At 60.2% G+C, this 25,197-nt stretch carries 23 protein-coding genes; 15 read left to right on the forward strand and 8 right to left on the reverse strand.

Annotation, left to right across the window (positions count from 1 at the left end; translation table 11 throughout):
* Positions 1-54: 54 nt before the first annotated feature.
* The 3 genes from ACI0FG_RS00505 to ACI0FG_RS00515 all read right to left on the reverse strand — a co-directional run bounded on the left by ACI0FG_RS00505 (position 55) and on the right by ACI0FG_RS00515 (position 3,974).
* The gene (locus ACI0FG_RS00505) at positions 55-2,127 is read right to left on the reverse strand and encodes an AsmA family protein (RefSeq protein WP_419786598.1); all 2,073 of its coding nucleotides are present in this window, start codon (positions 2,125-2,127) and stop codon (positions 55-57) included.
* Positions 2,128-2,139: 12 nt separating this feature from the next.
* Complete coding sequence (locus ACI0FG_RS00510; RefSeq protein WP_419786599.1) at positions 2,140-2,847, reverse strand: DUF4197 domain-containing protein; 708 nt, start codon at positions 2,845-2,847, stop codon at positions 2,140-2,142.
* Positions 2,848-2,936: 89 nt separating this feature from the next.
* Complete coding sequence (locus ACI0FG_RS00515) at positions 2,937-3,974, reverse strand: DUF1786 domain-containing protein (RefSeq protein WP_419786600.1); 1,038 nt, start codon at positions 3,972-3,974, stop codon at positions 2,937-2,939.
* A gap of 141 nt (positions 3,975-4,115) precedes the next feature.
* Here ACI0FG_RS00515 and ACI0FG_RS00520 point away from each other — a divergent pair, with 141 nt between their 5' ends.
* Both ACI0FG_RS00520 and ACI0FG_RS00525 read left to right on the forward strand, forming a co-directional pair.
* Entirely contained in the window at positions 4,116-4,943 is an 828-nt protein-coding gene (locus ACI0FG_RS00520) for an esterase/lipase family protein (protein WP_419786601.1), read from the forward strand.
* Positions 4,944-5,384: 441 nt separating this feature from the next.
* Positions 5,385-6,161, forward strand: coding sequence for a DUF169 domain-containing protein (locus tag ACI0FG_RS00525; RefSeq protein WP_419786602.1), 777 nt, complete (start codon positions 5,385-5,387; stop codon positions 6,159-6,161).
* Between the two features lie 278 nt (positions 6,162-6,439).
* Here ACI0FG_RS00525 and hemL read toward each other — a convergent pair whose 3' ends face one another.
* Both hemL and ACI0FG_RS00535 read right to left on the reverse strand, forming a co-directional pair.
* On the reverse strand, positions 6,440-7,699 hold the full coding sequence (hemL, locus tag ACI0FG_RS00530) for a glutamate-1-semialdehyde 2,1-aminomutase (protein WP_419786603.1): 1,260 nt from the start codon (positions 7,697-7,699) through the stop codon (positions 6,440-6,442).
* Positions 7,700-7,713: 14 nt separating this feature from the next.
* On the reverse strand, positions 7,714-8,190 hold the full coding sequence (locus ACI0FG_RS00535; RefSeq protein ID WP_419786604.1) for an Lrp/AsnC family transcriptional regulator: 477 nt from the start codon (positions 8,188-8,190) through the stop codon (positions 7,714-7,716).
* 133 nt (positions 8,191-8,323) lie between these two features.
* On the opposite strand from ACI0FG_RS00535, the gene ACI0FG_RS00540 reads away from it, so the two are divergent.
* From ACI0FG_RS00540 to ACI0FG_RS00575, 8 genes are all read left to right on the forward strand, one after another.
* Positions 8,324-9,316: an NAD(P)H-dependent glycerol-3-phosphate dehydrogenase gene (locus ACI0FG_RS00540; RefSeq protein WP_419786605.1), complete on the forward strand. Its 993-nt coding sequence runs from the start codon at positions 8,324-8,326 to the stop codon at positions 9,314-9,316.
* 19 nt (positions 9,317-9,335) lie between these two features.
* The gene (locus ACI0FG_RS00545; protein WP_419786606.1) at positions 9,336-9,596 is read left to right on the forward strand and encodes a hypothetical protein; all 261 of its coding nucleotides are present in this window, start codon (positions 9,336-9,338) and stop codon (positions 9,594-9,596) included.
* Positions 9,597-9,624: 28 nt separating this feature from the next.
* Positions 9,625-11,136, forward strand: coding sequence for an SDR family oxidoreductase (locus ACI0FG_RS00550; protein ID WP_419786607.1), 1,512 nt, complete (start codon positions 9,625-9,627; stop codon positions 11,134-11,136).
* Positions 11,133-12,206 (forward strand): cobalt-precorrin-5B (C(1))-methyltransferase CbiD, encoded by a 1,074-nt coding sequence (cbiD, locus tag ACI0FG_RS00555; protein ID WP_419786608.1) that lies wholly within the window; start codon positions 11,133-11,135, stop codon positions 12,204-12,206. Before ACI0FG_RS00550 ends, cbiD begins: the two co-directional genes overlap by 4 nt.
* Positions 12,207-12,260: 54 nt before the next feature.
* Complete coding sequence (locus ACI0FG_RS00560; RefSeq protein WP_419786609.1) at positions 12,261-13,295, forward strand: cobalt-precorrin 5A hydrolase; 1,035 nt, start codon at positions 12,261-12,263, stop codon at positions 13,293-13,295.
* A complete protein-coding gene (gene cobJ / locus ACI0FG_RS00565; RefSeq protein WP_419786610.1) occupies positions 13,296-14,057 on the forward strand; it encodes a precorrin-3B C(17)-methyltransferase in 762 nt (253 codons plus the stop codon). It begins immediately after the preceding gene.
* Between the two features lie 148 nt (positions 14,058-14,205).
* Positions 14,206-14,601, forward strand: a complete 396-nt coding sequence (locus ACI0FG_RS00570) for a cytochrome c3 family protein (protein ID WP_419786611.1) — start codon at positions 14,206-14,208, stop codon at positions 14,599-14,601.
* Positions 14,602-14,672: 71 nt separating this feature from the next.
* Entirely contained in the window at positions 14,673-16,370 is a 1,698-nt protein-coding gene (locus ACI0FG_RS00575) for a hypothetical protein (RefSeq protein WP_419786612.1), read from the forward strand.
* 278 nt (positions 16,371-16,648) lie between these two features.
* On the opposite strand, the gene ACI0FG_RS00580 is transcribed toward ACI0FG_RS00575, so the two are convergent.
* Positions 16,649-18,232 carry a HEAT repeat domain-containing protein gene (locus ACI0FG_RS00580; protein WP_419786613.1) on the reverse strand — a complete coding sequence of 528 codons (1,584 nt, stop codon included), beginning with the start codon at positions 18,230-18,232 and terminating at the stop codon, positions 16,649-16,651.
* A gap of 27 nt (positions 18,233-18,259) precedes the next feature.
* Complete coding sequence (locus tag ACI0FG_RS00585; protein WP_419786614.1) at positions 18,260-18,718, reverse strand: chemotaxis protein CheX; 459 nt, start codon at positions 18,716-18,718, stop codon at positions 18,260-18,262.
* A gap of 305 nt (positions 18,719-19,023) precedes the next feature.
* Here ACI0FG_RS00585 and ACI0FG_RS00590 point away from each other — a divergent pair, with 305 nt between their 5' ends.
* Both ACI0FG_RS00590 and ACI0FG_RS00595 read left to right on the forward strand, forming a co-directional pair.
* A complete protein-coding gene (locus tag ACI0FG_RS00590; RefSeq protein ID WP_419786615.1) occupies positions 19,024-20,262 on the forward strand; it encodes a NupC/NupG family nucleoside CNT transporter in 1,239 nt (412 codons plus the stop codon).
* Between the two features lie 103 nt (positions 20,263-20,365).
* Positions 20,366-21,112 carry an N-acyl homoserine lactonase family protein gene (locus ACI0FG_RS00595; RefSeq protein ID WP_419786616.1) on the forward strand — a complete coding sequence of 249 codons (747 nt, stop codon included), beginning with the start codon at positions 20,366-20,368 and terminating at the stop codon, positions 21,110-21,112.
* A 57-nt stretch (positions 21,113-21,169) separates the two neighbouring features.
* Here the strand turns inward: ACI0FG_RS00595 and ACI0FG_RS00600 are convergent, their stop codons facing one another.
* On the reverse strand, positions 21,170-22,393 hold the full coding sequence (locus ACI0FG_RS00600) for an MFS transporter (RefSeq protein ID WP_419786617.1): 1,224 nt from the start codon (positions 22,391-22,393) through the stop codon (positions 21,170-21,172).
* Positions 22,394-22,689: 296 nt separating this feature from the next.
* On the opposite strand from ACI0FG_RS00600, the gene ACI0FG_RS00605 reads away from it, so the two are divergent.
* The 3 genes from ACI0FG_RS00605 to ACI0FG_RS00615 all read left to right on the forward strand — a co-directional run bounded on the left by ACI0FG_RS00605 (position 22,690) and on the right by ACI0FG_RS00615 (position 24,911).
* Complete coding sequence (locus ACI0FG_RS00605) at positions 22,690-23,250, forward strand: nucleoside deaminase (protein WP_419786618.1); 561 nt, start codon at positions 22,690-22,692, stop codon at positions 23,248-23,250.
* A gap of 190 nt (positions 23,251-23,440) precedes the next feature.
* Positions 23,441-24,352: an AEC family transporter gene (locus ACI0FG_RS00610; protein WP_419786619.1), complete on the forward strand. Its 912-nt coding sequence runs from the start codon at positions 23,441-23,443 to the stop codon at positions 24,350-24,352.
* Between the two features lie 91 nt (positions 24,353-24,443).
* Positions 24,444-24,911 (forward strand): hypothetical protein, encoded by a 468-nt coding sequence (locus ACI0FG_RS00615; RefSeq protein WP_419786620.1) that lies wholly within the window; start codon positions 24,444-24,446, stop codon positions 24,909-24,911.
* Positions 24,912-25,197 lie beyond the last annotated feature (286 nt).

The raw sequence follows: 25,197 nt of genomic DNA on the forward strand, positions 1-25,197 counted from the left end.
AAAAAAAGGCCGGACGTCGTTGGACGCCCGGCCTTGTGTTCGGGGATGGCCCGGTTATTTGAAGAGGTTCTTCAGGATGGAGCCGGGGGATTTTTTATCTTTGGTATCTGTGCCGGAGGAGGAACCGCCGAGGATGGAGTTCTTGAGGTTCTTTTCCAGGTCCTTGGTGCCCTTCTTGAAGGTTCCTTTGAACAGGGCTTCGGCCAGGGCCTTGGTATCCAGACTGATGGACGGATTGTCGAGCGAGCCTTTGGCGCGCACGGGCAGGGGGAGTCCCTTGAGGTCTTCGATGGACGCGCCGTCCTGCCCCTTGAGGGTGCCGACCACGGTGACCGTGGCCAGATAATCCAGGTTGTTCTGCGGCAGGTCGGCCCAGCCCTTGCCGGTAAGCCGCAGCAGCGGGGACTTCATGAGCAGATCGTTGTTGGTGATGTGTCCCTTGGTGAGGACGGCGCTGCCCAGCAGTTCGGCGAAGTCGGTCTTTTCCGCCTCGTCGGAGCTGGAGGGCTGGCCTTTGAGCACTGCCCAGGCATCGCGCAGCATCTTGGCTACGTTGATGCCGTTGATGGCGCCGTCGGTAAAGGCAAAGGAGGCTGTGCCGGAGATGGATTTTTTGATGTTGTCCGGGGTCAGGCCGGAGCCGGTGAGGCTATACTTGGCCACTGTGGTGCCCAGGATGTGGTCCTTGCCGGTCAGGTCCTTGAGCAACGGTCCGGCCTGAACGTTTTTGAGGTCCGCGCCTTCCATCCAGGAAGCCGGGGTGGACCGGGCGTCGAGCACGCTCTTGGCGGCCAGGGCCCCCTGGTAGAGGGATGCGGAGAAGGGTTGGATGGTGACCACGCCGTTCAGGGCCCGCAGTTGGACCAGGATGTCGGTTATGGTCAGGTTCATGGCTTTGAGCTTGCCTACGGTCAGCTTGGCCGAGAGGTTCAGGTCCTTGAGTGCGGACAGGTCCGGTTCGGTGGCCGGGGTATCGCTCTTGGCCGGTGCGGATTCCGTCTTGGAGGTTGCGGCGGCTGAAGTGGCTTTTTTGTCCGAAGCCGGGGGCAGGTAGCGGTCCGCGTTCAGGTCGTCCACGTTTGCTTCAGCCGTGATGGCGGGCTTGGCAAAGTTGTTGACCGCGCCGTTTGCCGTCAGTGTGGTATCGTCGAGCTTGGCGGTGAGGGCTTCCAGGGAAACGCTGTCCGCCGTGCCGTTGATCTTGAGATCGGCCTGGGCCGAGGTCAGGGCCTTGGGGTCGCTGGTGACCGGGGCGGCAATGCCGAGCTTGTCCATCAGGTCGCGCGGGTTCATGGCCGCCAGCTTGAACTCGCCGGAGTAGTTGAGGTCGTGGTTCAGGTCCTTGGCGTAGAGGAACCCGGTAATGCGCATGTTGAACAGCTCCAGGGCCAGTTCCGTGAGATCGAACGTCTCCTTGGACTGGTTGAAGGTGGCCATGCCGGAGAGTTTCGGGCGCGCGTCGATCTTGGGCTGGTCCATCTTGACGGCAAAGGTCAGCTCGAACGGGGTGGTCAGCTTGTCGCCCACTTGACCGATGGTCAGGTTCAGGTCCGAGACGGATGCGTTCTGTCCGGCCTGCTCGTTGACGTAGTTGACCTGCGCACCGGTGATACTCACGCCCTGGACGGACAGGTTTTGCGGCACGGAGCCGGAGGATGCGGATTTACCTTCGTTTGCCGCTTCGGGCTTGGTCGGTTCCGGTTGCTTGGCATCGTCCTTTTTGCCTCCGGCCAGGTCGGCCCAGTTGGACACGCCCTGTTTGTTCACGGCCAGGTTCAGGGCGAACCCGTCGAGCACCACATCGCCGATGGCTATTTCGCCGCTCAGCAGCGGCATGATGCGGATGGAGGCCATGGCCTTGCTGACGCGCACCATTTCCTTGGGCGCGAATCCGGGGGCGTTGCCCAGGGCCACGGGGCCGACCTCCAGGCCGAGCCACGGGAAAACATTGAGTTTGATATCGCCCTCGAACACGAGTTCGCGTCCGGTGGCGTCTTTGACGGCCTTGGATATATCGGCCTTGTATTCATTGGGGTCCACTGTTGCCACCAGGATGGCGGCAGCGGTCACGAAGAGCACGACCAGCGCGCCGACGATAATGAGTCCGGTCTTGAGAGGGCGGGACATTGTTGCTCCTCCTTACAGGATTTTTTGCAGCAGCGCCGAGGCTCCGGCCCCGCCGCTTTGGCGCAGTTCGGTTTCCTTGACGCCCATGTAGTGGAACATACCGTCCAGCACCTTGTCCGAAAGATAGTCGTTGAGATCGAAACTGGTGTTGCCGGTAACCTGCGCGGCTGTCGACAGGGTTGCCAGGGTGGAGCCCATCCCGGCGGATTCGGCATACTTGGCCACTATAGGTTCGACCATGCCCTTGAGGGAATCCCGGCTCTTGGATTCAAGATAGTCGGTGCAGGCGGTCATGGATGATGCGGAGGAGCCGAGCAGCGACGCGGTGTCCGGGACAGACAGGTCTTTGATGGCGTCGAGGAACGAAGCCTCAGCCTCGGGAGTGGCCTTCTGGGCCACGCCGTTCATGGTCGAGAGCAGCTTGTCCGATCCCGGAACGTTGGTCAGCCAGTCGGGCAGGGAGAGGGCAGTGGCCGCGTCGGCGGCGTACCCCTTGCCTGTGGTCAGGGTTTGGGAAGCGTATTCGGTGGAATCGGTGAGAATCTCCCTGACTCCGGCCACGGCTTCATAGGGGGTGTAGGACTCCCCGGCGAGGGGGGCCGATTCTTTGGCAACTTTGTCGGCTGCCTTGTTCATGAGGTTCTTCCAGTCGGCAGAGGCGGGCAGGGCGGAGAGCAGGAAGATGCCGACGAGAACCGGGAATATACGACGTTGCAACATGGTTGTTTTCCTTGTTGGGGTGCTGAATCCGTCTTCATGCTAACACGGCGAAGCGTTGCTGCCTAGCTGTCGGGCAAACAATGGGATGCCTATTTATGCCCGGAGCTGATGCCCAGCCCCTTGAGCATTCCGAAACAGCCAGCCAGCATCATGTCGCCGCCGGGTGAGGGGAAGGAAACGTCGTATCCTTCCAGCATGGCCCTGCGCGGGCCGATGACGTAGGTCGGGCGGAAACCGTCCGCACCTTCCGGCAGATCCAGGGTCAGGCAGCCGTGCCCTTTGTCCTCGAAGACCTGTTCGAAGGAAAGACAGCCGCAGCGGAATTTATCCAGATCCTTCCAGAGCTTTGCCCCGTCCACGCAGCCGGTGTGCTGTTCGTACACGCCGTGGATGCGGTCCTGGTAGAGGAGAAAGGCGATGAGGTGGGAGTTGCCGATGTTGACGAGGGTGATGCCGGTCTCACGGCCGTGTGCGGCGATCTCGTCCACGTAGAGCGCGCCGAGTACGGCCGCCGCGCCGGTGTCGGCCACCGGGCCGCCGCCTATCTCGTCCTGCAGGTCGGCCAGTCGGGTGAGCATGGCGGGCGGGGTGTCGTAGATCAGGGCCTCGGGCCGTCCGCCCCCTTCGGTCAGGAAGGAACGCCACAGCTTGAACCGTCCCATGCGGTTGGACTGGCCGGGGTGAAATCCGTGGTCCTGGGCGCAAGCAGCGATGCGGTCCGGCCAGGGCAGCTCCGCAGCCTGGAAAAGGGCGCGCCACCATGGCTCGTCAAAGTCCGTGAGGTGAACCGGCTCGTAACCTTCCGGGCATTCCTCCCGCAGGGGGATGCCGCTGGCCTCCAGGGCTGCCAGATCGTCGGCCATGGTATAGGCCGCGCTTTGCGTGGCGGCTGCTTGCAGCCCGGCCTTCTGGTGGGCGCGGACGAACCGGGTCATGCCGCCGCCCATGTTGCGACCATGGAGCCATATATTCTTGCCCTGTTCGGTCAGGGCCGCGATCTTCCGGCCGATGCGCAGGGCCGGGGAGGGGAGGACGAACTTCGGGCAGTTTTCGATTTCCCGGTCCGGGTAGTGGAGGAGCACGTCCTGCGTGCCGCTGCCGATGTCGAGGCAGAGAGTGGTGGTCACGGAATTCTCCTTTTGCGGTTGTGAGAGATGAACGTAATGCGTGCCGGGATTGGTGGCAAGAAAGAGTAACAATTTTCATGGCCGGCACGGTCTTATGCGCACATGGCTTGACACGGTCCGGCAAGGCGGTAACCATGCGCCATGCTCAAAGGTCTCCTTATCGCCCTGATCCTCTTTCTGGTCGTTTTCCCGTTGTTGCGCTGTTTGTTCCTGCTGGCGGCCAATAGCCGGGCCGGGCAACTGGCGGAACTGCGGCGGCAGGCTGGCGGGCTGCTGTTCCCCTTGTGCCGGTGCTGGCTTACCGCCATTGCGGCGGATCTGGTGGTCATGCCGCTTTACTGGCTGGGACTGTTGGGCGGAGACCATCCCGAGAGCGCCGGGGACCCTGTGGTGCTGGTTCACGGCCTGTACCACAACCGGACGGCCTGGGTGGTGCTGGAGCGGCGGTTGCGCCGGGTGGGCATCGGAAACATTTCCACCTATCAATACAATAGCTTCACTTCCACCTTTGATCCGGCGGTGGCGGGACTGGCAAGGCACCTGGACCGGCTGCTCGGCGGCCGGAAGGAAACGCGCGTCGTCCTTATCGGCCATAGCCTTGGCGGTCTTGTCTGCCGGGCAGTGGCCGGAGATCCCCGCTATCGGGACCGGATTGCCGGACTGGTCACCCTGGGGTCGCCCCACGGCGGTTCCGCGCTGGGCTGGTTCGGGCCGAACCGCATGGCCAGGGACCTTATTCCCGGCCGTCACATTTCCCGCTGCATGGATGGTGTCGAGGACCCGGACTGTCCCCGTCTTTCCCTCTATAGCCCGGTGGACGACTATGTTTGCCCCCTCTTCTGTCTGGGAACCGGCAGGTCCGGCTGGCTGGAGGAATCATGTCCGCCTATCGGACACGTCTGGATGATCTTTTCCTCCGGGGTTGCCTCCCGCATCATCGATTTCATGTCCTCTCTTTGCCGCGTCTGATCCATCCGTAAAAAGACACGGATGTTGGAAAAAAAAGGACGACGTTTCCTATTTCACCGTCTTTTGCCAAGGTAACACCTGATCATCATCAAGGGATCCCAGGAGTTCTCCGCTCCTCCCTTTCTTTCCGCGCTGCGGGGTGGTCCCGCAGCGCGGAAAGCCCCTGATTCCGCGTTCCGCGCGGGGAAGACGGGAAGGGGTCGGTCCATGTCCCCACGCCGCTCCCTTCCCGTATCAGCACGCTTTTTGAGAAAAAAGGTACAAGGTTTTCAGACGAAAAAAAGTTGATTATGTTTTTTTTAACACAACACGGGTGCCCGATTTCACAACCCCCAATTCACTTGGCCGGGGACGTCGGGACGGATAGCGTGCCCTGATCCGGCACAGGCCGGAGCACACGGCTGGCGCGCACCATCCGTACAATCCCGTAGGAGGGTTTTCATGTCGTACAAGGAAATGCAGGACGTCTTGATGAAGGAGCTTCGGCTCTACCACTACCCGATCGGCGTAAAGTTCTTTTACGATCAGGCAGAGGTGGACGCGTTCCGTGAGGCAGCCCCGGAGGTCTATACCCCGGTCAAGCCCATGACGTTCTGTCAGTGGGAAATAGCGGCCCGGATGAAGGGCCAGATCGTCTATTCCGACAAGGCCGGGCTGGGGTGCGGCAACGCGCTGTACAGCTTTGGCTGGAAGGAATTGGACGATGCCGAGATCAAGGGCCATGCCAAGTACACCCGCGACCTCGACCAGGCCGAGCGGTTCGTCAAGTCCAAGGCACGTATGCCCGAGGGGCTTGTCGGCATCGCCGTGGCACCGCTGGGCAGCATCGACGGGCTGTACGAACCGGACACCGTCCATTTCTACTGTGACAACATGCAGGCCTATCACCTGGCCGTAGACTACATGGCCGCAACGGATACTCACCCGTTGCATCCGACCATCACCATGAATTCCTCGGCCTGCGGCGGCAACGTCCGCACCTACACGGCCCAGGAGTTCAACATGCTTCCGGCCTGCTCCGGCAGCTACAACGCCGGAAAGACCGAGCGGGGAGAGATCAACGTCATCATTCCCGGCAAGCAGTTCGGTGCGGTCTTCGACCGGCTTCAGGAACGCATCAATGCGGCAAGCAGCTCCATCACCCGGCCCGGCGACGGATTCCCCGGCGCGGATATCTGCAAGAACTGTCCGTTGATCGTTTTCAAAAAGGATAAGTAGGGGTTGCGCGACTCCTCCTTGCCCTTCGCGCCGCGGGGTGGTCCCGCGGCGCGAAGGGGATATACCGAAAGTTGCGGAGCCCTTCTGGCGTCTAAGACTTTTTAAATAGGTACGTCAGAAATTCAACTTTTGGTTTACTGCGTAGGGTGGGAGTATAACGCTTTCACCGAATTTCAAGGAAATGACAGAGGCGTCGCTACGTCTCTCGGATACACGAATAAGAAGAGGCCGTCCCGAAGTGGGACGGCCTCTTTTGTTGGTACGTATGGGGGAGTGGGTTAGAACTTGACGTTCTTGGCCGCTTCAATGGTCTTTTCGAAATCCTCGTCCGCGTGGGCGAAGGAGGTGAAGGCGCATTCGAAACCGGCCGGGGCAAGGTAGATGCCCTGGTCCATCATCTGGCGCCAGTACACGGCAAAGGTCTTCTGGTCCGCCTTGGCGGAACTGGCCATGTCGGTAACCGGCTCTGCGGAGAAGTAGAGGGTGAAGGCCGAGGCGATTTGCTGCACGCAGACCGGGTGGCCCTTGGCCGTCAGAATGGACGATAACTCATCGGTCAGCGCCTTGGTCTTGGCCTCCAGCGCGTCGTAGTCGCACTCGGCCAGCCGGTTCAGGGTGGCCAGACCGGCAGCCATGGCCACCGGGTTGCCGGAGAGGGTTCCGGCCTGGAACACGCCGCCTACCGGGGCCATGTGCTCCATGATCTCCCGCTTGCCGCCGTAGCAGCCCACCGGGAAACCGCCGCCGATGACCTTGCCCAGGGTGGTCAGGTCCGGGGTGATGCCGAACCGCTGCTGCGCGCCGCCCGGAGCCACGCGGAAGCCGGTGATGACCTCGTCGAAGATGAGCAGGGCACCGTACTGGGTGCACAGGTCTCTGAGTCCCTGGAGGAAGCCGTCCTTGGGCAGGACCAGCCCCATGTTGCCCGCCACCGGCTCCACGATGACGCAGGCGATTTCGTCGCCGCATTCCTCGAAGTGCGCCTTGACCGCTTCCAGGTCGTTGTACTGGGCGAGCAGGGTGTGCATGGTCACTTCCTCGGGCACGCCGGGGGTACCGGGCACAGTGGCCGCTGCGGAACCGGCCGCAGCCAGGAAGGCATCGGCATGACCGTGGTAGTTGCCGATGAATTTGACGAATTTCTTGCGGCCGGTGTATCCGCGCGCCAGACGCAGGGCGGACATGGTGGCCTCGGTGCCGGAGGAGACCATGCGCATCATCTCCATGGACGGGACGAGCTTGCTGATGGCCTCGGCCAGCGTGACCTCGCCCAGGCAGGGCGCGCCATAGCTGGACCCGTGGTCGATGGCGGCGTGGGCGGCGGCGCTCACGGCCGGGTCCTGGTGGCCCAAAATCTGCGGTCCCCAGGAATAGACGTAGTCCACGTACTTGCGGCCTTCCATATCATAGAGATAGGCCCCCTTGGCGTTTTCGATGAACACGGGCTCGCTGTTGACGTAGCGGCAGGCGCGCAGGGGGGAGTTGACGCCGCCGGGCATGAGGGGCAGGGCCTTGGCGTAAAGGGATTTTGAATCCATGGATGATGTCCTTGTTATTTGAAGTAGACCATGGAGGTCTTCTTGAGTTCCTTGAGGGACCGGAGCACGCAGTTGTCGTCGATGCCCGTCAGTTTTTCCAGTTCAGCCACCACTTCCGCCGCATGTCCTGGGTGCTCGCCGTGGATCATGGTGTAGAAGTTGTACGTCCACTCGGGATAGATGCGGCGAATGTAACAGTGGGATATCTCCGGCCGGGAGCTGAAAATTTCGCCCACTTCGTCGCGCCGCTCGGGCGGCACCCGCCATGCGACCATGGCATTGTGGCTGTAGCCCGCCTTCTGGTGCCTTAGCGTGGCCCCGAAGCGGCGGATTATCTTCCGTGCCTTGAGGTCGGCGATGAGGTCGATGACGGTCTGTTCGTCCACGCCCACCGCATCGGCAATGGTCTTGAACGGTTGCTCGGTATCCGGCAGGTCGGTGCCCGCCAGCGCCAGGATCTTCTGTTCGGTCTCGGTGAATTGTATGGCCATGGCTGTTGTCTATACCGTTCCGGGGGACCGGATGCAACAGGTGCACGAACCGAACCCGCCGCATTGACCCTTGCCAGCGTCCGGCAGGGTACGTAATGTTGCCTCCCCTGTTCAACGCCAAGGAGTTCTTTATATGAAAATAGCCGTACTCGGCGCCGGTGCCTGGGGTACCACACTGGCCGACATGCTGGCCAAAAACGACGTGGAAACCGTGCTGTGGGCGCGCGAGGCCGCCGTTGTGAACGACATCAACGAACGCCACGAGAACTCGGTTTTTCTGCCGGGCGTGACCCTGAGCGACAAATTGGTGGCCGAGATGGACCCGGCCCGAGCCTTTGCCGGGGTCGATTATTTCCTGCTGGTCATTCCCAGCCAGTTCATTCGGTCCGCGCTGGAAGGGTTCCGCGACATGCTGCCCGACCGGCCGGTCATGGTCTGCGCGTCCAAGGGCATCGAGCTGGAGACCCTGGCTCCCATGAGCCGGGTGGTGACCGAGGCCCTGGAGGGCAAACGGCCACGCTACGCCTCGCTTTCCGGCCCGTCCTTCGCGGCGGAGGTCAGCCGCGACATGCCCACTTCGGTGGCCCTCGGGTGTGAGGATCACGATCTGGGCCGCGAGTTGCAGGCCGCGTTTTCCACTCCGTATTTCCGCGTCTATTTCACGCCGGACTATCGGGGGGTGGAGCTGGGCGGCGCGGTGAAGAACGTCATGGCCATTGCCACGGGCATGGCCGACGGCCTTGGTTTCGGGCACGATGCCCGGGCCGCGCTCATCACGCGCGGACTGTCCGAGATGTCCCGCCTGGGCATGGCCATGGGCGGCCAGCAGCGGACCTTCATGGGCCTCTCCGGCATGGGCGATCTGGTGCTGACCTGCACCGGCGACCTCTCGCGCAACCGCCAGGTCGGCCTCAAGCTGGGGCGCGGCATGAAGCTGGACGAGATCATCGGCGAGATGCGGGCCGTGGCCGAGGGCGTCAAGACGACCCGCTCGCTTTATAATCTTTCCAAGAAACTCGACGTGGAGTTGCCCATCACCGAGCAGGTCTATAGTATCCTTTATGAGGACAAGGACCCGGCCGAGGCCGTCAAGGACCTGATGAGCCGGGATTTGAAGGATGAATAACCAGCCCCGAGGAGCTGCCATGCGCCCGTATCTGTTGATTCTCTGCCTGCTCTCTCTCCTGCTGCTCACGGCGGCCTGCTCCGCCCAGTGGACCAACTCCGACATTGAGGGCAACCGGGAGCGCAAGGCCCAGCTCAAGCAGGATTCCCTGGATTGCGACGTCAAGGCCGGGGAACAGTATCCCCTGGACAAGCGCCGCCAGTACGAAGTCTATGACCAGTGTATGGAGGAGCGGGGCTGGACGCGCAGGGACGCTGAGATTCGTTTCGGCAAGAAATAGCGGCTCATTGGCCGCCGAGGGGGACCCCATGGATGAACGGCCCGTACTCGTGCTCGGCTCCACCGGCTATGTCGGCGGACGACTGGTGCCCCTCCTGCTGGAGCGGGGCCATAGGGTTCGCGCGGCCGGGCGGAGCGTGGAGAAGATTCAGGCCCGGCCCTGGGCGTCCAATCCCAATGCGGAAGCGGTGCGTGCCGACATGCACGATGCCGAGTCCCTGCTGGCCGCAGCCAGAGGGTGCAAGGCGGCCTATTATCTCGTTCATTCCATGAGCCGTCCCAGCCGCGACTTCGCGGCCGAGGAACGGGACGCGGCCTACAACATGGTCCGCGCCGCCGCTGGCTCAGGCCTGGAGCGGATCATCTACCTGGGCGGCCTGGGAGAGGATCGCGACGACCAGCCGCTTTCCAAGCATCTGCGCTCCCGGGCCGAAGTGGCCCGTATCCTGGCCCTTTCCCCGGCACAGGTTACCACGCTCCGCGCTGCCCAGATCATCGGGTCCGGGTCTTCCTCCTTTGAACTCATCCGGTATCTGGGCGACAGGCTTCCCTTCATGCTCGCCCCCAAGTGGGTGCGGACGAAAGCGCAGCCCATCGCCATCCGCAATGTGCTCGGCTACCTGCTCGGCTGCCTGGAAAATCCGGAGACCGCCGGACGGACGCTGGATATCGGAGGCCCGGACATCCTCACCTATACCGAACTTTTCAAACTGTATGCCGATGTGGCCGGACTGCCGCGTCGGCACATTATCCCGGTACCGTTTATTTCGCCTCGGCTGTCGTCCTTTTGGGTATCCATGCTCACGCCCGTGCCCATGTCGCTGGTCCGGTCCCTGGTGGAGGGGCTGCGCAACGAGGTGATATGCCGGGACAACGCAATCCGGGAGCTGGTTCCCCAGGACCTCCTGAGCTGCCGTGAGGCCATTCGGATGGCCGTGGACAAGACGGCGCACCAGGAGGTGGAGACCTGCCTCTTTGATGTGGGCAGCGCCTGTATGCCGGAGTGGGCCGGAATTTCCGACCCGACCTATGCGGGCGGCACGCGCTACGAGATGGGCTACCGGGCACGGCTTCAGGGCGATCCGAAAAAGGTGTGGGAGACCGTGGCCCGTATCGGCGGCGAGCGGGGCTGGTATTATGGCGACCCGCTGTGGCGGCTGCGCGGTTTCATCGACCGCCTGCTGGCCGGGCCGGGGACAAAGCGTGGTCGGCCACAGGGCAATGGGGTGCCCCGTGTGGGAGATGCTCTGGATTTCTGGCGGGTCATTGCCAGTGATCCCGGGCGCAGGCTGCTCCTGCTGGCCGAAATGCGGCTGCCCGGAGAGGCGTTGCTGGAATTCAAGCTCACGACCCAATGGGACAATGCCGTGGACCTTTCCATGACGGCCCGATTCCTGCCGCGCGGTTTGTGGGGTATTCTTTACTGGAAGGTCATGTATCCTTTCCATCTTCTGCTTTTCACCAACATGATAGAAAATATTTCCAATCAGGCGGGTACGTTCCTCTACGAGCCGCCCCAGCGAATCGGATCAAAAAAGTGACCGGAGAATTGCGAACCGGACGGACAACCGGTACCTGCGCCACGGCTGCGGCCATGGCCGCACTGCACTATCTGCTTTTCGGCAAAAGGCTGAATGAGGTCGAGGCCCCGCTGCCCGTGGGAGGTACGCTCGCGGTGCCTATCTTTCGTGTAGAGCAGGAAGGCGAGGCTGTGCGGTCCACGGTCATCAAGGACGGGGGCGACGATCCGGATGCCACCCACGGCTGCGAGATCCAGACCGTGGTTTCCCTGACTCGAAATGGCGAAGCCGGACTTGCGGTGCATATCGACGGTGGCTTGGGGGTGGGGCGGGTCACGCTGCCCGGCCTGCCGGTCCCTGTGGGCGCGGCGGCCATAAATCCAGAGCCGCTCAAACAGATTGAGGCCGGAGTGCGGGGGCTCGCGATCGGAGTGTCGGGAAAACTCCGCGTGTTGGTCGAGGTCCCGGAGGGCGCGGCCATTGCGAAAAAGACCATGAATCCGCGCCTCGGCATTCTGGGCGGCATCTCCATTCTGGGCACGCAGGGCATTGTCCGGCCCTATTCCCACGATGCCTGGACCGCCACCATCGAGGAGGGGATGGACGTGGCCCTGGCTCTCGGGCTGGACCACGTTGTACTTACCACCGGGCGGCGGTCCGAGCGGCTCTATCTGGAGTCCCACCCCGACACCTCGCCCCAGGCACTGGTACAGGCTGCGGATTATTTCGCCTTTGCCATGCGGGCGGCTGCCCGAAAAGGGCTTGCGCGTGTTACCTGGTCCCTGTTCTTCGGCAAGCTGGTCAAGCAGGCGCAGGGCATGGAGTACACCCATGCCAAATCCGACCCCATTGATTTTGCCCGGCTGGCCGATTGGTGTGCCGAAGCAGGCTGCGACCCATCCCACCAAGAGGCTGTGCGCGGAGCCAACACCGCCCGGCAGGTGCTCAGCATCCTGGCCGAGGACCCGGCCCGTCCGGCTTTGGTTCGCCTGCTGGTACGTCAGGCTACCGGAGCCGCGCGGCAGTTCGGGGGCGGAAATATGGCAGTGGAATACGCGGTGTTTGATTTTGACGGAAACCGCCTGGGGTAGCCCAGTCTCTTTCCTCTTCCGCATCGGGGCTCGAACTGGTAACGTCCTAGCATCATGTCCGCATTCGTTGCCTGCTATGCCCTGACCCGAAGGGGGCTTGATCTGGCCGTTCGGCTGGCCGCCGCGTTGGGCGGCGAGGTGTATGCCCCGCGCCGGTATCGTGGAGACATTGCCGCCCATGCCTTTGATTCCCTGCCCGAGCTGATGGCCGAGACCTTTGACCGTTATCGCGCCCATGTCTTTGTGGCAGCCACGGGCATTGTGGTCCGGTGCATTGCGCCGCACCTGCGCGGCAAGGATGCCGATCCGGCCGTGATCTGTCTGGATCAGGAGGGGCGGTTTGCCATCAGCCTGCTTTCCGGGCATCTGGGCGGGGCCAATGAATTGGCGAAGCGGTGTGCCGAAATCGGGGGCGGGCAGGCCGTTATCACCACTGCCACGGATTCGGCGGGGCTGCCATCCATGGATATGCTCGCGGTCGAGCGCGGACTCGCCATCGGTAATATCGGCAGAATAAAGACCGTCAATGCCGCCATTCTGGATGGGCGGGCCGTACAGATATTCGATCCCGAAGGATGGCTGGAGGCCGAGGGCAAGCCTTGGGCCGCGCCGCTTGCCGATCCCTCGGCATGGTGGCCCGGAGAGCCGGGCGTATGGGTCTCGATGCGGGAGGACTGCCCTGACCCGGAAGCGTTGCGGCTATATCCCCGGGCATTGATGCTGGGCGTGGGCTGCCGCCGGGGAACCGGGGCGGACGAGATTTTTGACCATATCGAGGCCGTGTTCCGGCAGGAGCGGCTCTCGCTTCGGGCTGTTCGCGGCCTGGCAAGCGCCGAGGTAAAGGCGGACGAATCCGGGTTGCTCGAAGCGGCTTCCCGGCTGGGCGTGACCCCCGTATTTTTCGGACCGGACCAGTTGGACGCCGTGACCGTGCCCAACCCGTCGGCCACGGTGCAGCGCCGTATGGGGGTGGCGTCCGTGGCCGAAGCCGCGGCCCTGCTCCTGGCCGAAGGCGGTGAATTGCTGGTCGAGAAAACCAAGACAAAAACAGTGACCCTGGCCGTGGCCGGGAAGAAAAGGGAAAAGTAGATGCTGACAGCCGTGAGTCTCGGTCCTGGTGATGCCTCGTTGCTCGTTCCGGCGGCCCGCGAGGCGCTTGAGGCCGCCGAGGTGGTGGCCGGATACAAGGGATATATCGAGCTGGTCGATCCCGCCCTGCTGGAGGGGAAGACCGTGATCTCCACCGGCATGACCGGCGAGGTGGAGCGGGTGAAGCGCGCTGTGGAGTGCGCCCGAAACGGGCAGCGCACGGTCATGGTGTGCAGCGGCGATGCCGGAATCTACGCCATGTCCGGTCTGTTGCTGGAAGTGCTGGAGGCCGAGGGGCTGATTGGAACCGTTCCCTTTTCCGTGGTGCCGGGGGTGCCAGCTTTCGTTGCCGCATCGGCCCTGCTTGGCGCGCCGCTCATGCATGACTTCGCCTCGGTGAGCCTGAGCGATCTGCTCACGCCGTGGGAGGTTATCGAAAAGCGACTTCGTCTGGCGGCAGAGGCGGATTTCGTCATTGCCATCTACAATCCACGGTCCAAAAAACGGCGGGACCATCTGGAGCGCGCCCTGGCTGCCGTGGCCGAGCATCGCTTGCCGGAAACGCCGGTGGGTATCGTCGAGAGGGCAAACCGTCCGGGGCAGACCGTGACGTTGACCACACTTGCAATGGTGGACCCGGATGCCGTGGATATGCAGACCGTGCTGATTGTCGGTAATTCAACCACCCGGAAAAGCGGAGATTTCATTTTGACACCGCGTGGTTACGACCGCAAATACAATCTTTCAACCGAACCCTCGTAATTGGATTTATCCTTGCCTTGGAAGGGGTTTTTCAGGTAAAAGCAACCATCTACGATGCCACCCCCGGCTTGACAGGGGGGGGATACTTATTTATCCCGCATAAGTAGAGAGTGTGATTGTTCATTTTGCAAAAGGAGGAAGTAGGTTCATGAAAAAATCTCTGATGATTGTCTTGATGGTTGCGGCTCTGGTCTGTGCCTTTGCCCTGCCGTCCGTCATCGCCGGTAATGCTCCGGCTGACACCATGACGCTGCATGTGCCCGACGGCGCCAAGGCCACCAAGACCGAGGTGACCTTCCCGCACAAGAAGCACGAAGCCGTTGCCGACTGTCTGGTCTGTCACCACAAGGCCAAGGACAAGGCTGCCATCAAGGGCTGCCAGGCCGAAGGCTGTCACGTTGACGCCGGCAAGGCCGCCAAGAAAGACCCCACGGGCTTCTACCAGGCTTGGCACCAAAAGAAGGCTCCGAATTCTTGCCTCGGTTGCCACAAGGCCAAGAAAAAGGGCCCCAAGGGCTGCAAGGATTGCCACCCCAAGAAGTAATTTCACACGGGTGATTCGAGGGGGGCTGTGTGACAGCCCCCCTTTTTCCAACTGCTTCCCAGGGAGATACCATGACTCCGGCTCCGTCCAAAGATGATACTGTCGATGTGAATGACGTGTTCAGTGAAGCCCCTGAAAACGAGGCTCTCGACATCGACAATCTCGACGCCGATTTCGAGCAGGAGCTCGAAGACCTCTTCTCGGATGATCTGGAAGAGGAGAAGGCTGCCGCCGATGAGGCGGACGGTGACGGTGAGCCTGTTATTCTGGACGACATCATGGGCGATGATGATGCCGATGATCTGCTCGTGCTGGACGATGTGGCGGATTCGGCTTCCGATGAGGACATGCTGATTCTCGACGACGCTGTCGAAAGCCCGGATGACGATGGCGACGACGATCTTCTGGTGCTGGATGACGTTGTGGAAGCCGAGGCGGGCGAAGACCTGCTCGTTCTGGACGATGTGGCTGGAGAAGAGCCTGACGGCGAGGATGTAGCCGCGCTTCTGGATGATCTGGCCGAAGACAATGAGACCGTGCCCGATGCCGGAGACAGTGACGAGGATGTCATCAAGCTGGACGATCTGTTTGAGGATGTGGACGACGCTCCTGACCTTGACGATCTGCTGAACGGGGGGGGCGAGGAAGGGGCCATGTTGCTGGATGACATGGTCGAGGAAGCTCCTGCCGAAGAAATTTCTACCCCGGAAATGCCTGCCGAAGAAGCCCCGGCTGTTGAGCCGGACACTGCCGAAGAGCCTGAATTGCTGCTTGACGAGGTGATCGAAGAGGAGCCAGCCGAGGAACTGGAGCAGTTGCTCGATATGCCTCTTGAGGAAACGGCTGCGGCCGAGATCGCTGCGGACGAGCCCGAGTTGCTGCTTGACGAGGCCATGGTTGAAGATTCGGCCGAGGAGCCGGCAGAAGAGCCGGAATTGTCGCTCGATGAGGCCCTGGAAGCTGACGAGCCCGAACCGGTTGCTGCCGATGAACCCGGTGAACCCGAAGAATCTGCGGACGAAGCGGAGATTGATCCGTTTGATACCGCTATGGACGCTGCCCCGACAGAAGCGGAGATCGACCCGTTTGAGGCGGCTGCGGATGAAGCCCTGGCCGATGCTGCCGTGGAAGACGAAATATCGCTGGATTCCCTGGCCGACGAAGGGGTGGACGAAATTTTGATCGAGGATGAGGACGCGGAAGACGTTGCTTTGGTAGAGGATGCCGAGAGCGAAATTCCGGTGGAAGAAGCCGTGACCGACGACGAGATTTCGATGCTCATGGACGAACCCGCGCCCGACGCAGCTGTGGAAGCTGTGGCCGAGGCCGCAGGTGCCGACCTCGACCTTGCCGAGTTGACCGGCATGGATGACCTGACCGAAGATGATGTCATGGACGATATGGAAAGCCTCCTGGACAATGTGGAGGTGGATGTTTCCGACATCATGGACGACGACGGCGATGATGATATGGATCTGGATACCGAGGAAATGGGTTCCGTTTCGGACATGATCGCTGCCGAGACCCTGCCGTCCGATGTCGGGGTCGATCTCTCGGATGAAGTTGGCGTTGATCAGTTGATGGCCGATGTCCGTACCGAACCTTCTGAGGAAGTGGCTGAATTGCAGGCCAAGGTGGCTTCGCTTGAGGCTCGCGTGGAAGAGTTGGAACTGCGGCTGCGCGAGGAAATTGCGGAACTGGTGCCTGCCGAGGCCGCACGAATTATCCGCGAGGAAATCGCAGCCCTCGCCAGTGAGCTGGAAGACTAACGATAGCGCTGAATTTGTATTTTCAAAGGCCGGACTCTTTACGGAGTCCGGCCTTTTTTGTTTTGAATAACTGACGTCATGGCAGATTGGTCCCTGCTGGACAGGCCTGCCCGGATGTTGGCCGTGGGAGTCCGCAGCCTCGGTATGCTGGGGGCAGTTACATGCGGGAAGGTTTGGGCCTTTGGATGAAAGGCGAGCCTGAGTCTGGATGAAGATAAGAAAAGGCCTCGGCAGCACTTTGCTGCCGAGGCCTTTGTGATGCGATATCAGCCGGAGACCTAGGCGAGCAGTTCCTCGATCTTGGTCTTCAGGGTTTCGGGCTTGAAGGGCTTGGTGACAAAGGCGGTGACGCCGGTCTTGGTCGCAAGGGTCTGCTGGGAGCTCTCGGATTCGGTGGTGACCATGATGATGGGCACGTCCTCATAACCGGGAGTGTTGCGAATCTTGCCGACCAGTTCCATGCCGTCCATAATGGGCATGTTCATGTCGGTAATGATGATGTCGAAGAGATCACCCTGGGCGATGAAGTCGTATGCCTCCTCACCGTTGGTCGCCAGGGAGGGCTCGAAGCCGAGGTCCGTCAGGATGGCGCGGTGCATGGCGCACATGGAGCGGGAGTCGTCCGCAGCCAGGGCCTTGCGAACAGCGGTGGCAATCTCCGGCAGCACGGCCAAATCCTCTTCGGCTCTGGGGCCGCCGATTTCCTGCAGCAGGGAGCGGAATTCGCCGAGTATCTCCGGGTCGCGGGACTGGATCAACGCTTCGACAAGTCCGTCGCCTGCACCCGCGTTTTCGTACAGGGCGTCAAAAATCTTGGTGGCGCGCGAGGAAATGATCGCCTTGCACAGCCGGTCGCTCTGGTCGTCCGCTTTGGTGATGAGTTTGGTCAGGGTGGCGATCATGCCCGGATTGACGTGCTTTTCCAACCCGCCGATGACGGCCATGAGGATCAGTTCATCGGTCTCGGACAGGCCATCCACCAGGCAGATGAGGCCCTTCATGGAACCGATGCGGCCAAGGGCCTCGTATACGGCGTAGCGTAGGTTGGCGTCTCCCACCTGTCCCTTGTCTATGGCTGCGACCAGCCCGTCCGCTCCCATTCTGTCTCCGAGGAAGCCGAGCACGTTGACCGCCAGGATTCTGAGGTCCTTGTCTTCGGATTCAAAGGCCTTGAAGAGCATGGGGATGCAGGTGGGGCCGATGGCGACGAGGGAGTCCGTGATGATCCGACGCACCGTCGGGTTCTTGTGGTGGAGTTTTTCTACCAGAAATTCGATGGTTTCGTTGGAAGAGAAGGCTGCCAGTGCCTCAACGGCCTTCCATGTGGTCAGGTCGCAGATTTCGTAGCGGTCCGGAGCCTCGCTTTCATCTATCATCTGCTTGAAGCTCGGTATGGACTCATCGTCGTCAAGCCGTCCCAAGGCCTCGATGCAGGCGGACTGGATGAAGGGGTCTTCGTGGTCAAGATAGAGCCGGAAGGTGGACATGGTCGAGGGATCGCCAATACGGGCCAAGGAGTTCAGAATCTCCATGAGTCGGTCGACGTCGGTCTCCTTTTGCGCCATTGCCGCCAAGGGGGCCGCCGCACTGAGGAACCCGTGTTCGCCCGCCACGCGTATGCAGAGGATACGGAATCCGTCGTGCGCATCGGAAAGACCTTCCACGACCTTGGCCTCATTGCCGGACAGGACGGCATTGAGCGCGTTGACTACCATGTAGTCGATGGACGTGTCGCCAACCGGATGCTTGAGAAGCTCCAGAAGTTCGGGCAACGCCTCGGGGTCCTTGTTACCAGATATATCGTTTAGGATGGTTATCTGGTCAAGAAAGTCCTTGTCCCTGAAGTTGTCGAGTATCGCCATGCTGTTCTCTTTTTGTTTCGGTCCAGGCTATTCGAAGCAGAATTCGATAGTGAAATCACCATCGGGAGTGGTGAAGGGAATGGCCATGATCGGCGACTTCGCCATGTGGGAAATCGTATGATTGTCCCCCATGACCACCGAAGGGGTGGACCCCTGAAAAACCAGTCCCTTTTCCGCCAGTCCTGCACGGGCCTGACCCGAGATCATGTTCGTCATCTCGCCCACGGCATCACGTACATCCTGCATGATGTCCTGGATCTCGTCGCCGAGCATGTTTTTGACGATTGCCACCGCGCACCCCTTGGAAAAGGACAGGGAAACACTCCCGTTCTTTTCGCCGGTGATGCCGACAAGGCCGGTGACGTCGCCTGCTGCCACGTTGTTTTTCTTCACATACGGTTTGCCAACCTGTGGCCTGACAAAGGCCATTGTGGTCAAAACGTCGATGGCGGCCTTGATGAAGGGTTTTGCCAGTTCCACGTCCATTCTCAATCTCCTTCAGAAAGCGTATTTGAGGTCGGGGTGTCGATAACTTATCGGCAGCGCCCTGAATCTGTTCATTTTCTCTCACCCCAGCCAATGTCTTTGGACCATGGCGAGAAATATACATTCATAATTCAGCTAAGTACCGGCTTCGTTCAAGTGGGTCAAGTCATGTATATTAGAAATACCGCGTCATTGGCCTTTGATCCCGGCCGGAAGTCCTTGCTGTGGGTGCTTTTCATCATCCACCTTGCTTCTCGTGATATTTAACTGTAACTACGCGAGAGGACTTGTAAAGGGGGTATTATATGGTGCAGAGCGCATTCGGATTGGTCGTCCTCATCCTGCTCGCATGGCTGGTTGGAGAGCGGCGGGGTAGGATAAAATTGACGAGCGTGGCCGTCGGCGTTGGGCTGCAGCTGGCGTTTGCATTGGTATTTCTCAAGGTGCCGCTGTTCGGCCGTTTTTTTTTATGGCTCAACGAGCTGGCCCTTGCCGTGGAAAAGGCGACCATGGCCGGAACCTCCTTTGTCTTCGGCTATCTGGGCGGCGGCGCGTTGCCCTTTACCGAGCCCTATCCCGGTGCGTCCTATCTCCTTGCCTTCCGGGCTCTGCCCATCATTCTCGTCATGTCCGCCATCTCCGCCGTGCTTTATTACTGGCGGGTGCTGCCCCTGGTGGTTCGGGGATTCTCCCTGATGCTGGAAAAAACGCTGGGTGTCGGCGGCGCTCTTGGTGTTGGCGCGGCCTCCAATATTTTTGTCGGTATGGTCGAGGCTCCGCTGGTCATCAAGCCCTATCTGTCGCGCATGACCCGCAGTGAGCTGTTTACGCTCATGACCTGCGGCATGGCAACCATCGCAGGCACCATGCTTGTGCTCTATGCTTCCATTCTCGGCCCGGTCATTCCCAATGCCATGGGTCAGATTCTGTCTGCGTCCATCATTTCCGCACCCGCCGCCATCGTCATTTCCCGCATCATGATACCGGAGACCGGCGACGTGACCCTCGGCCACGCCGTGCCGCCGCGCACCGCCACATCTGTGATGGACGCCGTAACCCACGGTACGGCCGACGGCATCAATATCCTGCTCAATGTGGCGGCCATGCTGGTGGTTCTGGTGGCACTGGTGGCCCTGTGCAATTCGCTGCTCGCCTTTTTGCCCGATGTGGCGGGCGGTCCGCTCACCCTGCAACGCGTACTGGGGTGGATCATGAGCCCCGTTGTCTGGCTGATCGGCATTCCGTGGTCCGAGGCTCAAACCGCCGGGTCGCTCATGGGCACCAAGACCGTGCTCAACGAGTTTCTGGCCTACATGGACCTGGCCAAGCTCCCGGCCGGGGCACTCAGCGAGCGGAGCCGGGTCATCATGACCTACGCCATGTGCGGGTTCGCCAACCTGGGCAGCCTGGGCATCATGATCGGCGGCCTGTCCATCATGGTCCCGGAGCGTCGGGGCGAGGTGGTTTCCCTGGGCTGGCGGTCCATCATTTCCGGCACCCTGGCAACGCTCATGACCGGAGCGGTGGTAGGTATCATCCTCTAGCGGCTTGATTCCGGGCGCTCCTCTGGACTTTTGTTCCCGGAGGCATACATTGTAGCCACGGGCGGTTTTCCGTTTCGTCAAATCTCAACCGCAAGGAAGAGCCATGAAATACAAGATTCACCCCCTGTGCATGGGGACCAAGGTTTTCGACAAGGGCATGATGACCTACCAGCATGACTACGGCACGCCGTACACCATCCCCATCTATACTTGGTACATAGAGGGCGGGGACAAGAACATTCTGGTGGATACTGGCGAGATGCAGCCCATTGTCTCCGAAGAGCGGGAAAAGGCCATCGGCGGCCACATCTACACCTTCGAGGAAGGGCTGGCCAAATACGGCCTTAAGCCTGAGGACATCGACATCGTCATCCACACTCACCTGCACAACGACCACTGTGAAAACGACTACAAGTGCGTCAACGCCAAGGTCTACGTGCATGAGTTGGAGCTGGAACACGTCCACAATCCGCATCCGTTGGATTTCCGCTACCTGGAAGATTACGTGGAAGACGTGGAGGACAACGGCCAGATCATCGCCATCGACCAGGACACCGAGGTCGTGCCCGGCATCACCATGATTCATACACCGGCCCACACGCCCGGCGGCATGTCCGTCAAGATCGATACCGAAAAGGGGACCGTGCTCATCTGCGGATTCTGCACCATCCTGGAGAATCTGTATCCACCCAAGGAAGTGAAGGCCATGGAGATGGAGGTCATTCCTCCGGGAACCAACACCGGCCCAAACGAAGCCTACGACATCCTGCTCAAGTCCAAGGATATGGCGGACTTCATCCTGCCCCTCCACGAACCCAAGTGGGCGTCCATGGAGACCGTGCCGGAATAAGCGGCGGCAAATAGAATCGACATACAGGGGGAGCCAAGAGGCTCCCTCTTTTTTTGTCTACGGCGTGCTGTGTCGAATTGAAGGCCAGGAAGGCTGCTCCTCCGGTTTGCGCACTGCCAGAATGCAGATCAGTGCCACTATGCCCTGGACAGCCGCCACCATGAACAGTCCCGTAAATGGAACTCCGGCCGAGAGCAGGACCCCGCCCGCAAACGGTCCGGCAAAATAGGCCGCATCCGTGGCCGTCAACATCAGGTTGGCATTCAGGCCCCGCATGGCCGGAGTCGAGACTCTGAACATGATGGATTGCAGGAGCGGAAGGGCGAATCCGAGTGAGCCGCCATACACAAAGGCGCAGGCGAGAAAGAGTTGTGGTGTCGGAGCCGCCATAAATGCGCCACAGCTCATTGCCAGAACAAGCAGCGACCCCATGAGCAGCTTCCGTTGGTCGAACTTGTCAAAAATCATATTGCCCACGACGCGGAGGATAATGGTTCCTCCAAGAGAGATAGAGAAAAAGTAGCCCGGGTTTTCCAGATGTATCGCCGAACCGTAATCATTCATGAAATAGAAGAGGAGCGTGGTGGTCATGTACGTAAAGAAATTGGCGGCCATGATGATGGCCAGCCCCGGTGTCGCCAGATTCTTTCGGATCTGTATCCATGAAGGTCGCTTGGCGACAGACGAAATGGTCGTCCCTTTGTGGTGACGGTTCCTGAGCGGCAGCATCAGCAGCAGTGATGGCAGGATAACGACGGCGGACCAGGAATAGATGGTTCCCATGCCGTCCACGTGCGGAAGCAGCCAACCAATAAGCGGAGGAACAGCCGCGAAGGGAATGAGCGTGTTCAGGGTGAAGATGCCGAACATGGCGCCGCTTTTTTCCGTGGGAATCAACTCCACCAGAAGTGCAAGACTGGCTGAAACAAGGAAGACGAAGGCCACCCCGTGCAGGGCCCGGATTGCAAACAGGGCCGCTACTCCCGTCGCCAGGGGGTACAGCAGAAGTACGATCCCGTTCAGGACAAGGCTGGCGCAGACGACATTCGCTCCGTTGGACCCATTGAGCCATGGGCTGACGACGGGGCGCAGGACGAAGGCCGCCAACGGTTGCAGAGCCAGCAGCCATGCACGCCATACCGGTGAAATGCCGATCTCTCCGAGATAGCTATAAAAATTGTAGAACACGGCGATGTTGCCGAAGCCGAAAAAGGCGATAAGACATAACGCAATGAAGGGGTAGGAGTATATACTGCTGGATTCGGTGGCGGCGTGTGACATGGAGTGGGATCAACCTTGTTGAAGTTCGGAAATGCCTGGTAAAATGTTTCCCCGGAAGAGCTTGCGGTCTGCTGTCATCATTCGGAGGGGATTTTTCTGGTGATGATCTCCTCTTCAGTATTCATGTTCGCAGCGGGGTCGCTGCTATCCGTATTGGAAAAGGGTGGAAAACAGGGATTCCTTCCATGCACGTCCTAGTGCTTTATTTTCTGTGAATTGTTTGTCAACCAACTGGACATCTTTTCTGATTCACGCCATCTAGTTTGAATAATCAGGTAGTTATTGGAGGACAACTGATGGTCGATACAGCATCCAATCAAGAAAAAGGCGGATCACTTTCCCCAGTGGATCTGGCCAACCTTCGTCAGGCCATTGCAATAACCAGAAAGTCCGTCCAGAAAGGCGAAGGGCCTTTTGGCGCCGTTATCGCCGGTCCGGATGGCGCGGTGGTCATGACGCAGGAAAATACGGCCTACGCCATGCGAGACCATACAAAACATGCGGAATCCTTACTCGCATCACGGTTTTGCCACAAGTATTACGACGATCCCAGCTTCAGGGCCGCTTCCACGTTGTATTCCAGCATGGAGCCCTGTGCCATGTGCATGTTCACCATGTTCAAGGCCGGTATCGGACGGGTTGTCTATGCCCTGAGCGCCGACCGCCTTTATGAGGCGGCCAATCGTTATGGAGAATGGCCCAGAACGCTTATCTCCAGCCACGAGTGCGCACGTCTCATGAACAAGCCCATGGTTGTCGAAGGACCGTTTATCGAGGATGAAGCCGGGGCCATTCTTGAGGAAATGCAGCGCAAAATAGAGGCGCAGCTGGCGCAACAGTCGGCTGGCGGAAAGTAATGCCGACTCCGGAGGGCGCTTGCCGGACTGCCCACCATTTTTGTCCTAATTTTCAATTGTAACGGCACCGGCAATATTTACGGCGAAGCTCAATAACCTTTTCCCGCAGGTCCCTAAGCATTCACAGGCTCTGTACCCACGTCTTTTATGCCCTTGCCTTTACCGGGATGCCGGGCGTAGGGTCCCGGCCATGTCAGTTGTCATGCTTGCTGTCGCGCCTATCTTTGCGCTCATATTGCTCGGCTTTGTCCTGAACCGCCTGGATTTTCCTTCCGTTGGCTTTTGGCCTGTCTCCGAGCGGCTCACCTACTATGTCCTGTTTCCCGCGCTGTTGATTTCCGGGCTTTCCGGCCGGACGTACGATGCCTCGGCCTTTGGGCTGGCGGCCGTGCTGTTTGTGGCGGTCTGCGTGGTGGCCGGGGGGCTGATAGTGCTGCGCAAGGGACTGCCCATGGACGGTCCCGGCTTCACTTCCGTGTTTCAGGGAGCCATCCGGCCCAATTCGTATGTGGGGCTTTCGCTGGCCGCTGCGTTACTGGGGCCGAACTGGATGACCTATTCGGGCGTGGCGCTGCTGACGCTGGTGCCGCTGGTCAACGTGCTCTGCGTGGTCGTGCTGGGGCGTCATGGCTCCAATGGCGGCGGGCTTGGACGTACCCTGGTGCAGCTGGTGAAAAATCCGCTTATTCTGTCTTGCGTGGTCGGCTTTGCGCTCAATGGATTTCATGTGGGATTGCCCATCGTGATCGAGCAGTGGTTGGTCATCCTCGGCAAAGCCGCGCTGCCCATGGGCCTGCTTGCCGTGGGCGCGGGGTTGCAGGTTCGGGAGCTGAAGGGGCAGGCCGCTCCGATCGCCATTACTTCGTTTGCGCATTTGGTCGCCCTGCCGCTGGTCGCCTTCATGCTGGCACTGGTCCTGGGGCTGGACCCAGTGGTCCGCAACGCGGGGCTGATCTATACGGCCATTCCGGTCTCCGTCTCCGCCTTTATCCTGGCTCGGCAGATGGGCGGGGACCATCACCTCATGGCTTCGATTATCACAGTGCAGACCCTTATTTCCGCTGCCACCATGCCGTTGATTATCGGTTTTTTGGGCCACTGAGCCTGCCGGGCCCGGAAATCCCCTTGAATTTGTGCGTGAATTGGGGAACTATGCGCCTGAAAAGCCTGAACGGACGATAAAGGAGAGATCAATGGCAAAGGATTTCAGAGAGTTGCTAGTGGAGGCGTCCCGACACGACGTCTTTGGCCGTTTCTTCAAGGAATTGCAGATCGGCTTCAAGGCGGTGTTGTCTTTCCAGGCCAGTAAGGTCCATTCCTGCGAACCGGCCGAGACCCTGGACGACGTATATCAGTACACCCAGTGGGAAGTGCAGCTGCGCCAGATCGACAAGCCGGTGGATATTCCGGGCATAGGCCTTTGGGACCAGTTCAAGCAGAATGAATGGGCCAAGAAATTTGATCGCCCCGAGTTCCAGCGCGCCATGGTGGGCGAGTTCGTGACCACGGAAGAGGCCCAGCAGATCTTGGAAGATGTGATCGATTACGCCATCAAGAGCAATCACATCGAATCCGAGGACGAGATCATCGTGCTGGAAGCGGATATCGAACTAAAGAAACTGCGCGCCTGCACCGGATGTTCCGGTTCGGCTGCCAAATAGCCGCGTTTCCAGAATTTTTATCCAGACAAAAGCCTTGGAAGTCCATCTCCCAGGGCTTTTTCATATCCTTTCGCCGCAGGCGAGCCAGGGATTCTCAAGGGTATAGCCCTTGAGCCGCCGGAGGCGAAATCATTCGGCCATCCCGCCGCAGGCGGCTTCCTTCTCTGCCTCTGCCTTTTCTTTTTATCGCTTATATACAGCGGTCAGTTCAGCCTTGCCCAACGTGTGGGCAGGGTGGCGCCGTCCTAGACGGTCGGCCATGTAACGGTGAACCCGGCAGGCAGTT

Source organism: Pseudodesulfovibrio sp. 7M6, from assembly GCF_050058625.1.
In the GTDB taxonomy this organism is placed as follows: domain Bacteria; phylum Desulfobacterota; class Desulfovibrionia; order Desulfovibrionales; family Desulfovibrionaceae; genus Pseudodesulfovibrio; species Pseudodesulfovibrio salinus.

Bases quoted from the DNA above. Each gene is read 5' to 3' on its own strand.
- ACI0FG_RS00545 (WP_419786606.1), top strand. From the start codon at position 9,336: ATGCGCCCGTATCTGTTGATTCTCTGCCTGCTCTCTCTCCTGCTGCTC.
- ACI0FG_RS00570 (WP_419786611.1), top strand. From the start codon at position 14,206: ATGAAAAAATCTCTGATGATTGTCTTGATGGTTGCGGCTCTGGTCTGT.
- ACI0FG_RS00610 (WP_419786619.1), top strand. From the start codon at position 23,441: ATGTCAGTTGTCATGCTTGCTGTCGCGCCTATCTTTGCGCTCATATTG.
- ACI0FG_RS00510 (WP_419786599.1), bottom strand. From the start codon at position 2,847: ATGTTGCAACGTCGTATATTCCCGGTTCTCGTCGGCATCTTCCTGCTC.
- ACI0FG_RS00590 (WP_419786615.1), top strand. From the start codon at position 19,024: ATGGTGCAGAGCGCATTCGGATTGGTCGTCCTCATCCTGCTCGCATGG.
- ACI0FG_RS00580 (WP_419786613.1), bottom strand. From the start codon at position 18,232: ATGGCGATACTCGACAACTTCAGGGACAAGGACTTTCTTGACCAGATA.
- cobJ (WP_419786610.1), top strand. From the start codon at position 13,296: ATGCTGACAGCCGTGAGTCTCGGTCCTGGTGATGCCTCGTTGCTCGTT.
- ACI0FG_RS00605 (WP_419786618.1), top strand. From the start codon at position 22,690: ATGGTCGATACAGCATCCAATCAAGAAAAAGGCGGATCACTTTCCCCA.
- ACI0FG_RS00585 (WP_419786614.1), bottom strand. From the start codon at position 18,718: ATGGACGTGGAACTGGCAAAACCCTTCATCAAGGCCGCCATCGACGTT.
- ACI0FG_RS00540 (WP_419786605.1), top strand. From the start codon at position 8,324: ATGAAAATAGCCGTACTCGGCGCCGGTGCCTGGGGTACCACACTGGCC.
- ACI0FG_RS00575 (WP_419786612.1), top strand. From the start codon at position 14,673: ATGACTCCGGCTCCGTCCAAAGATGATACTGTCGATGTGAATGACGTG.
- ACI0FG_RS00615 (WP_419786620.1), top strand. From the start codon at position 24,444: ATGGCAAAGGATTTCAGAGAGTTGCTAGTGGAGGCGTCCCGACACGAC.
- ACI0FG_RS00525 (WP_419786602.1), top strand. From the start codon at position 5,385: ATGTCGTACAAGGAAATGCAGGACGTCTTGATGAAGGAGCTTCGGCTC.
- ACI0FG_RS00595 (WP_419786616.1), top strand. From the start codon at position 20,366: ATGAAATACAAGATTCACCCCCTGTGCATGGGGACCAAGGTTTTCGAC.
- ACI0FG_RS00505 (WP_419786598.1), bottom strand. From the start codon at position 2,127: ATGTCCCGCCCTCTCAAGACCGGACTCATTATCGTCGGCGCGCTGGTC.
- ACI0FG_RS00560 (WP_419786609.1), top strand. From the start codon at position 12,261: ATGTCCGCATTCGTTGCCTGCTATGCCCTGACCCGAAGGGGGCTTGAT.
- hemL (WP_419786603.1), bottom strand. From the start codon at position 7,699: ATGGATTCAAAATCCCTTTACGCCAAGGCCCTGCCCCTCATGCCCGGC.
- ACI0FG_RS00520 (WP_419786601.1), top strand. From the start codon at position 4,116: ATGCTCAAAGGTCTCCTTATCGCCCTGATCCTCTTTCTGGTCGTTTTC.
- ACI0FG_RS00600 (WP_419786617.1), bottom strand. From the start codon at position 22,393: ATGTCACACGCCGCCACCGAATCCAGCAGTATATACTCCTACCCCTTC.
- ACI0FG_RS00550 (WP_419786607.1), top strand. From the start codon at position 9,625: ATGGATGAACGGCCCGTACTCGTGCTCGGCTCCACCGGCTATGTCGGC.
- ACI0FG_RS00535 (WP_419786604.1), bottom strand. From the start codon at position 8,190: ATGGCCATACAATTCACCGAGACCGAACAGAAGATCCTGGCGCTGGCG.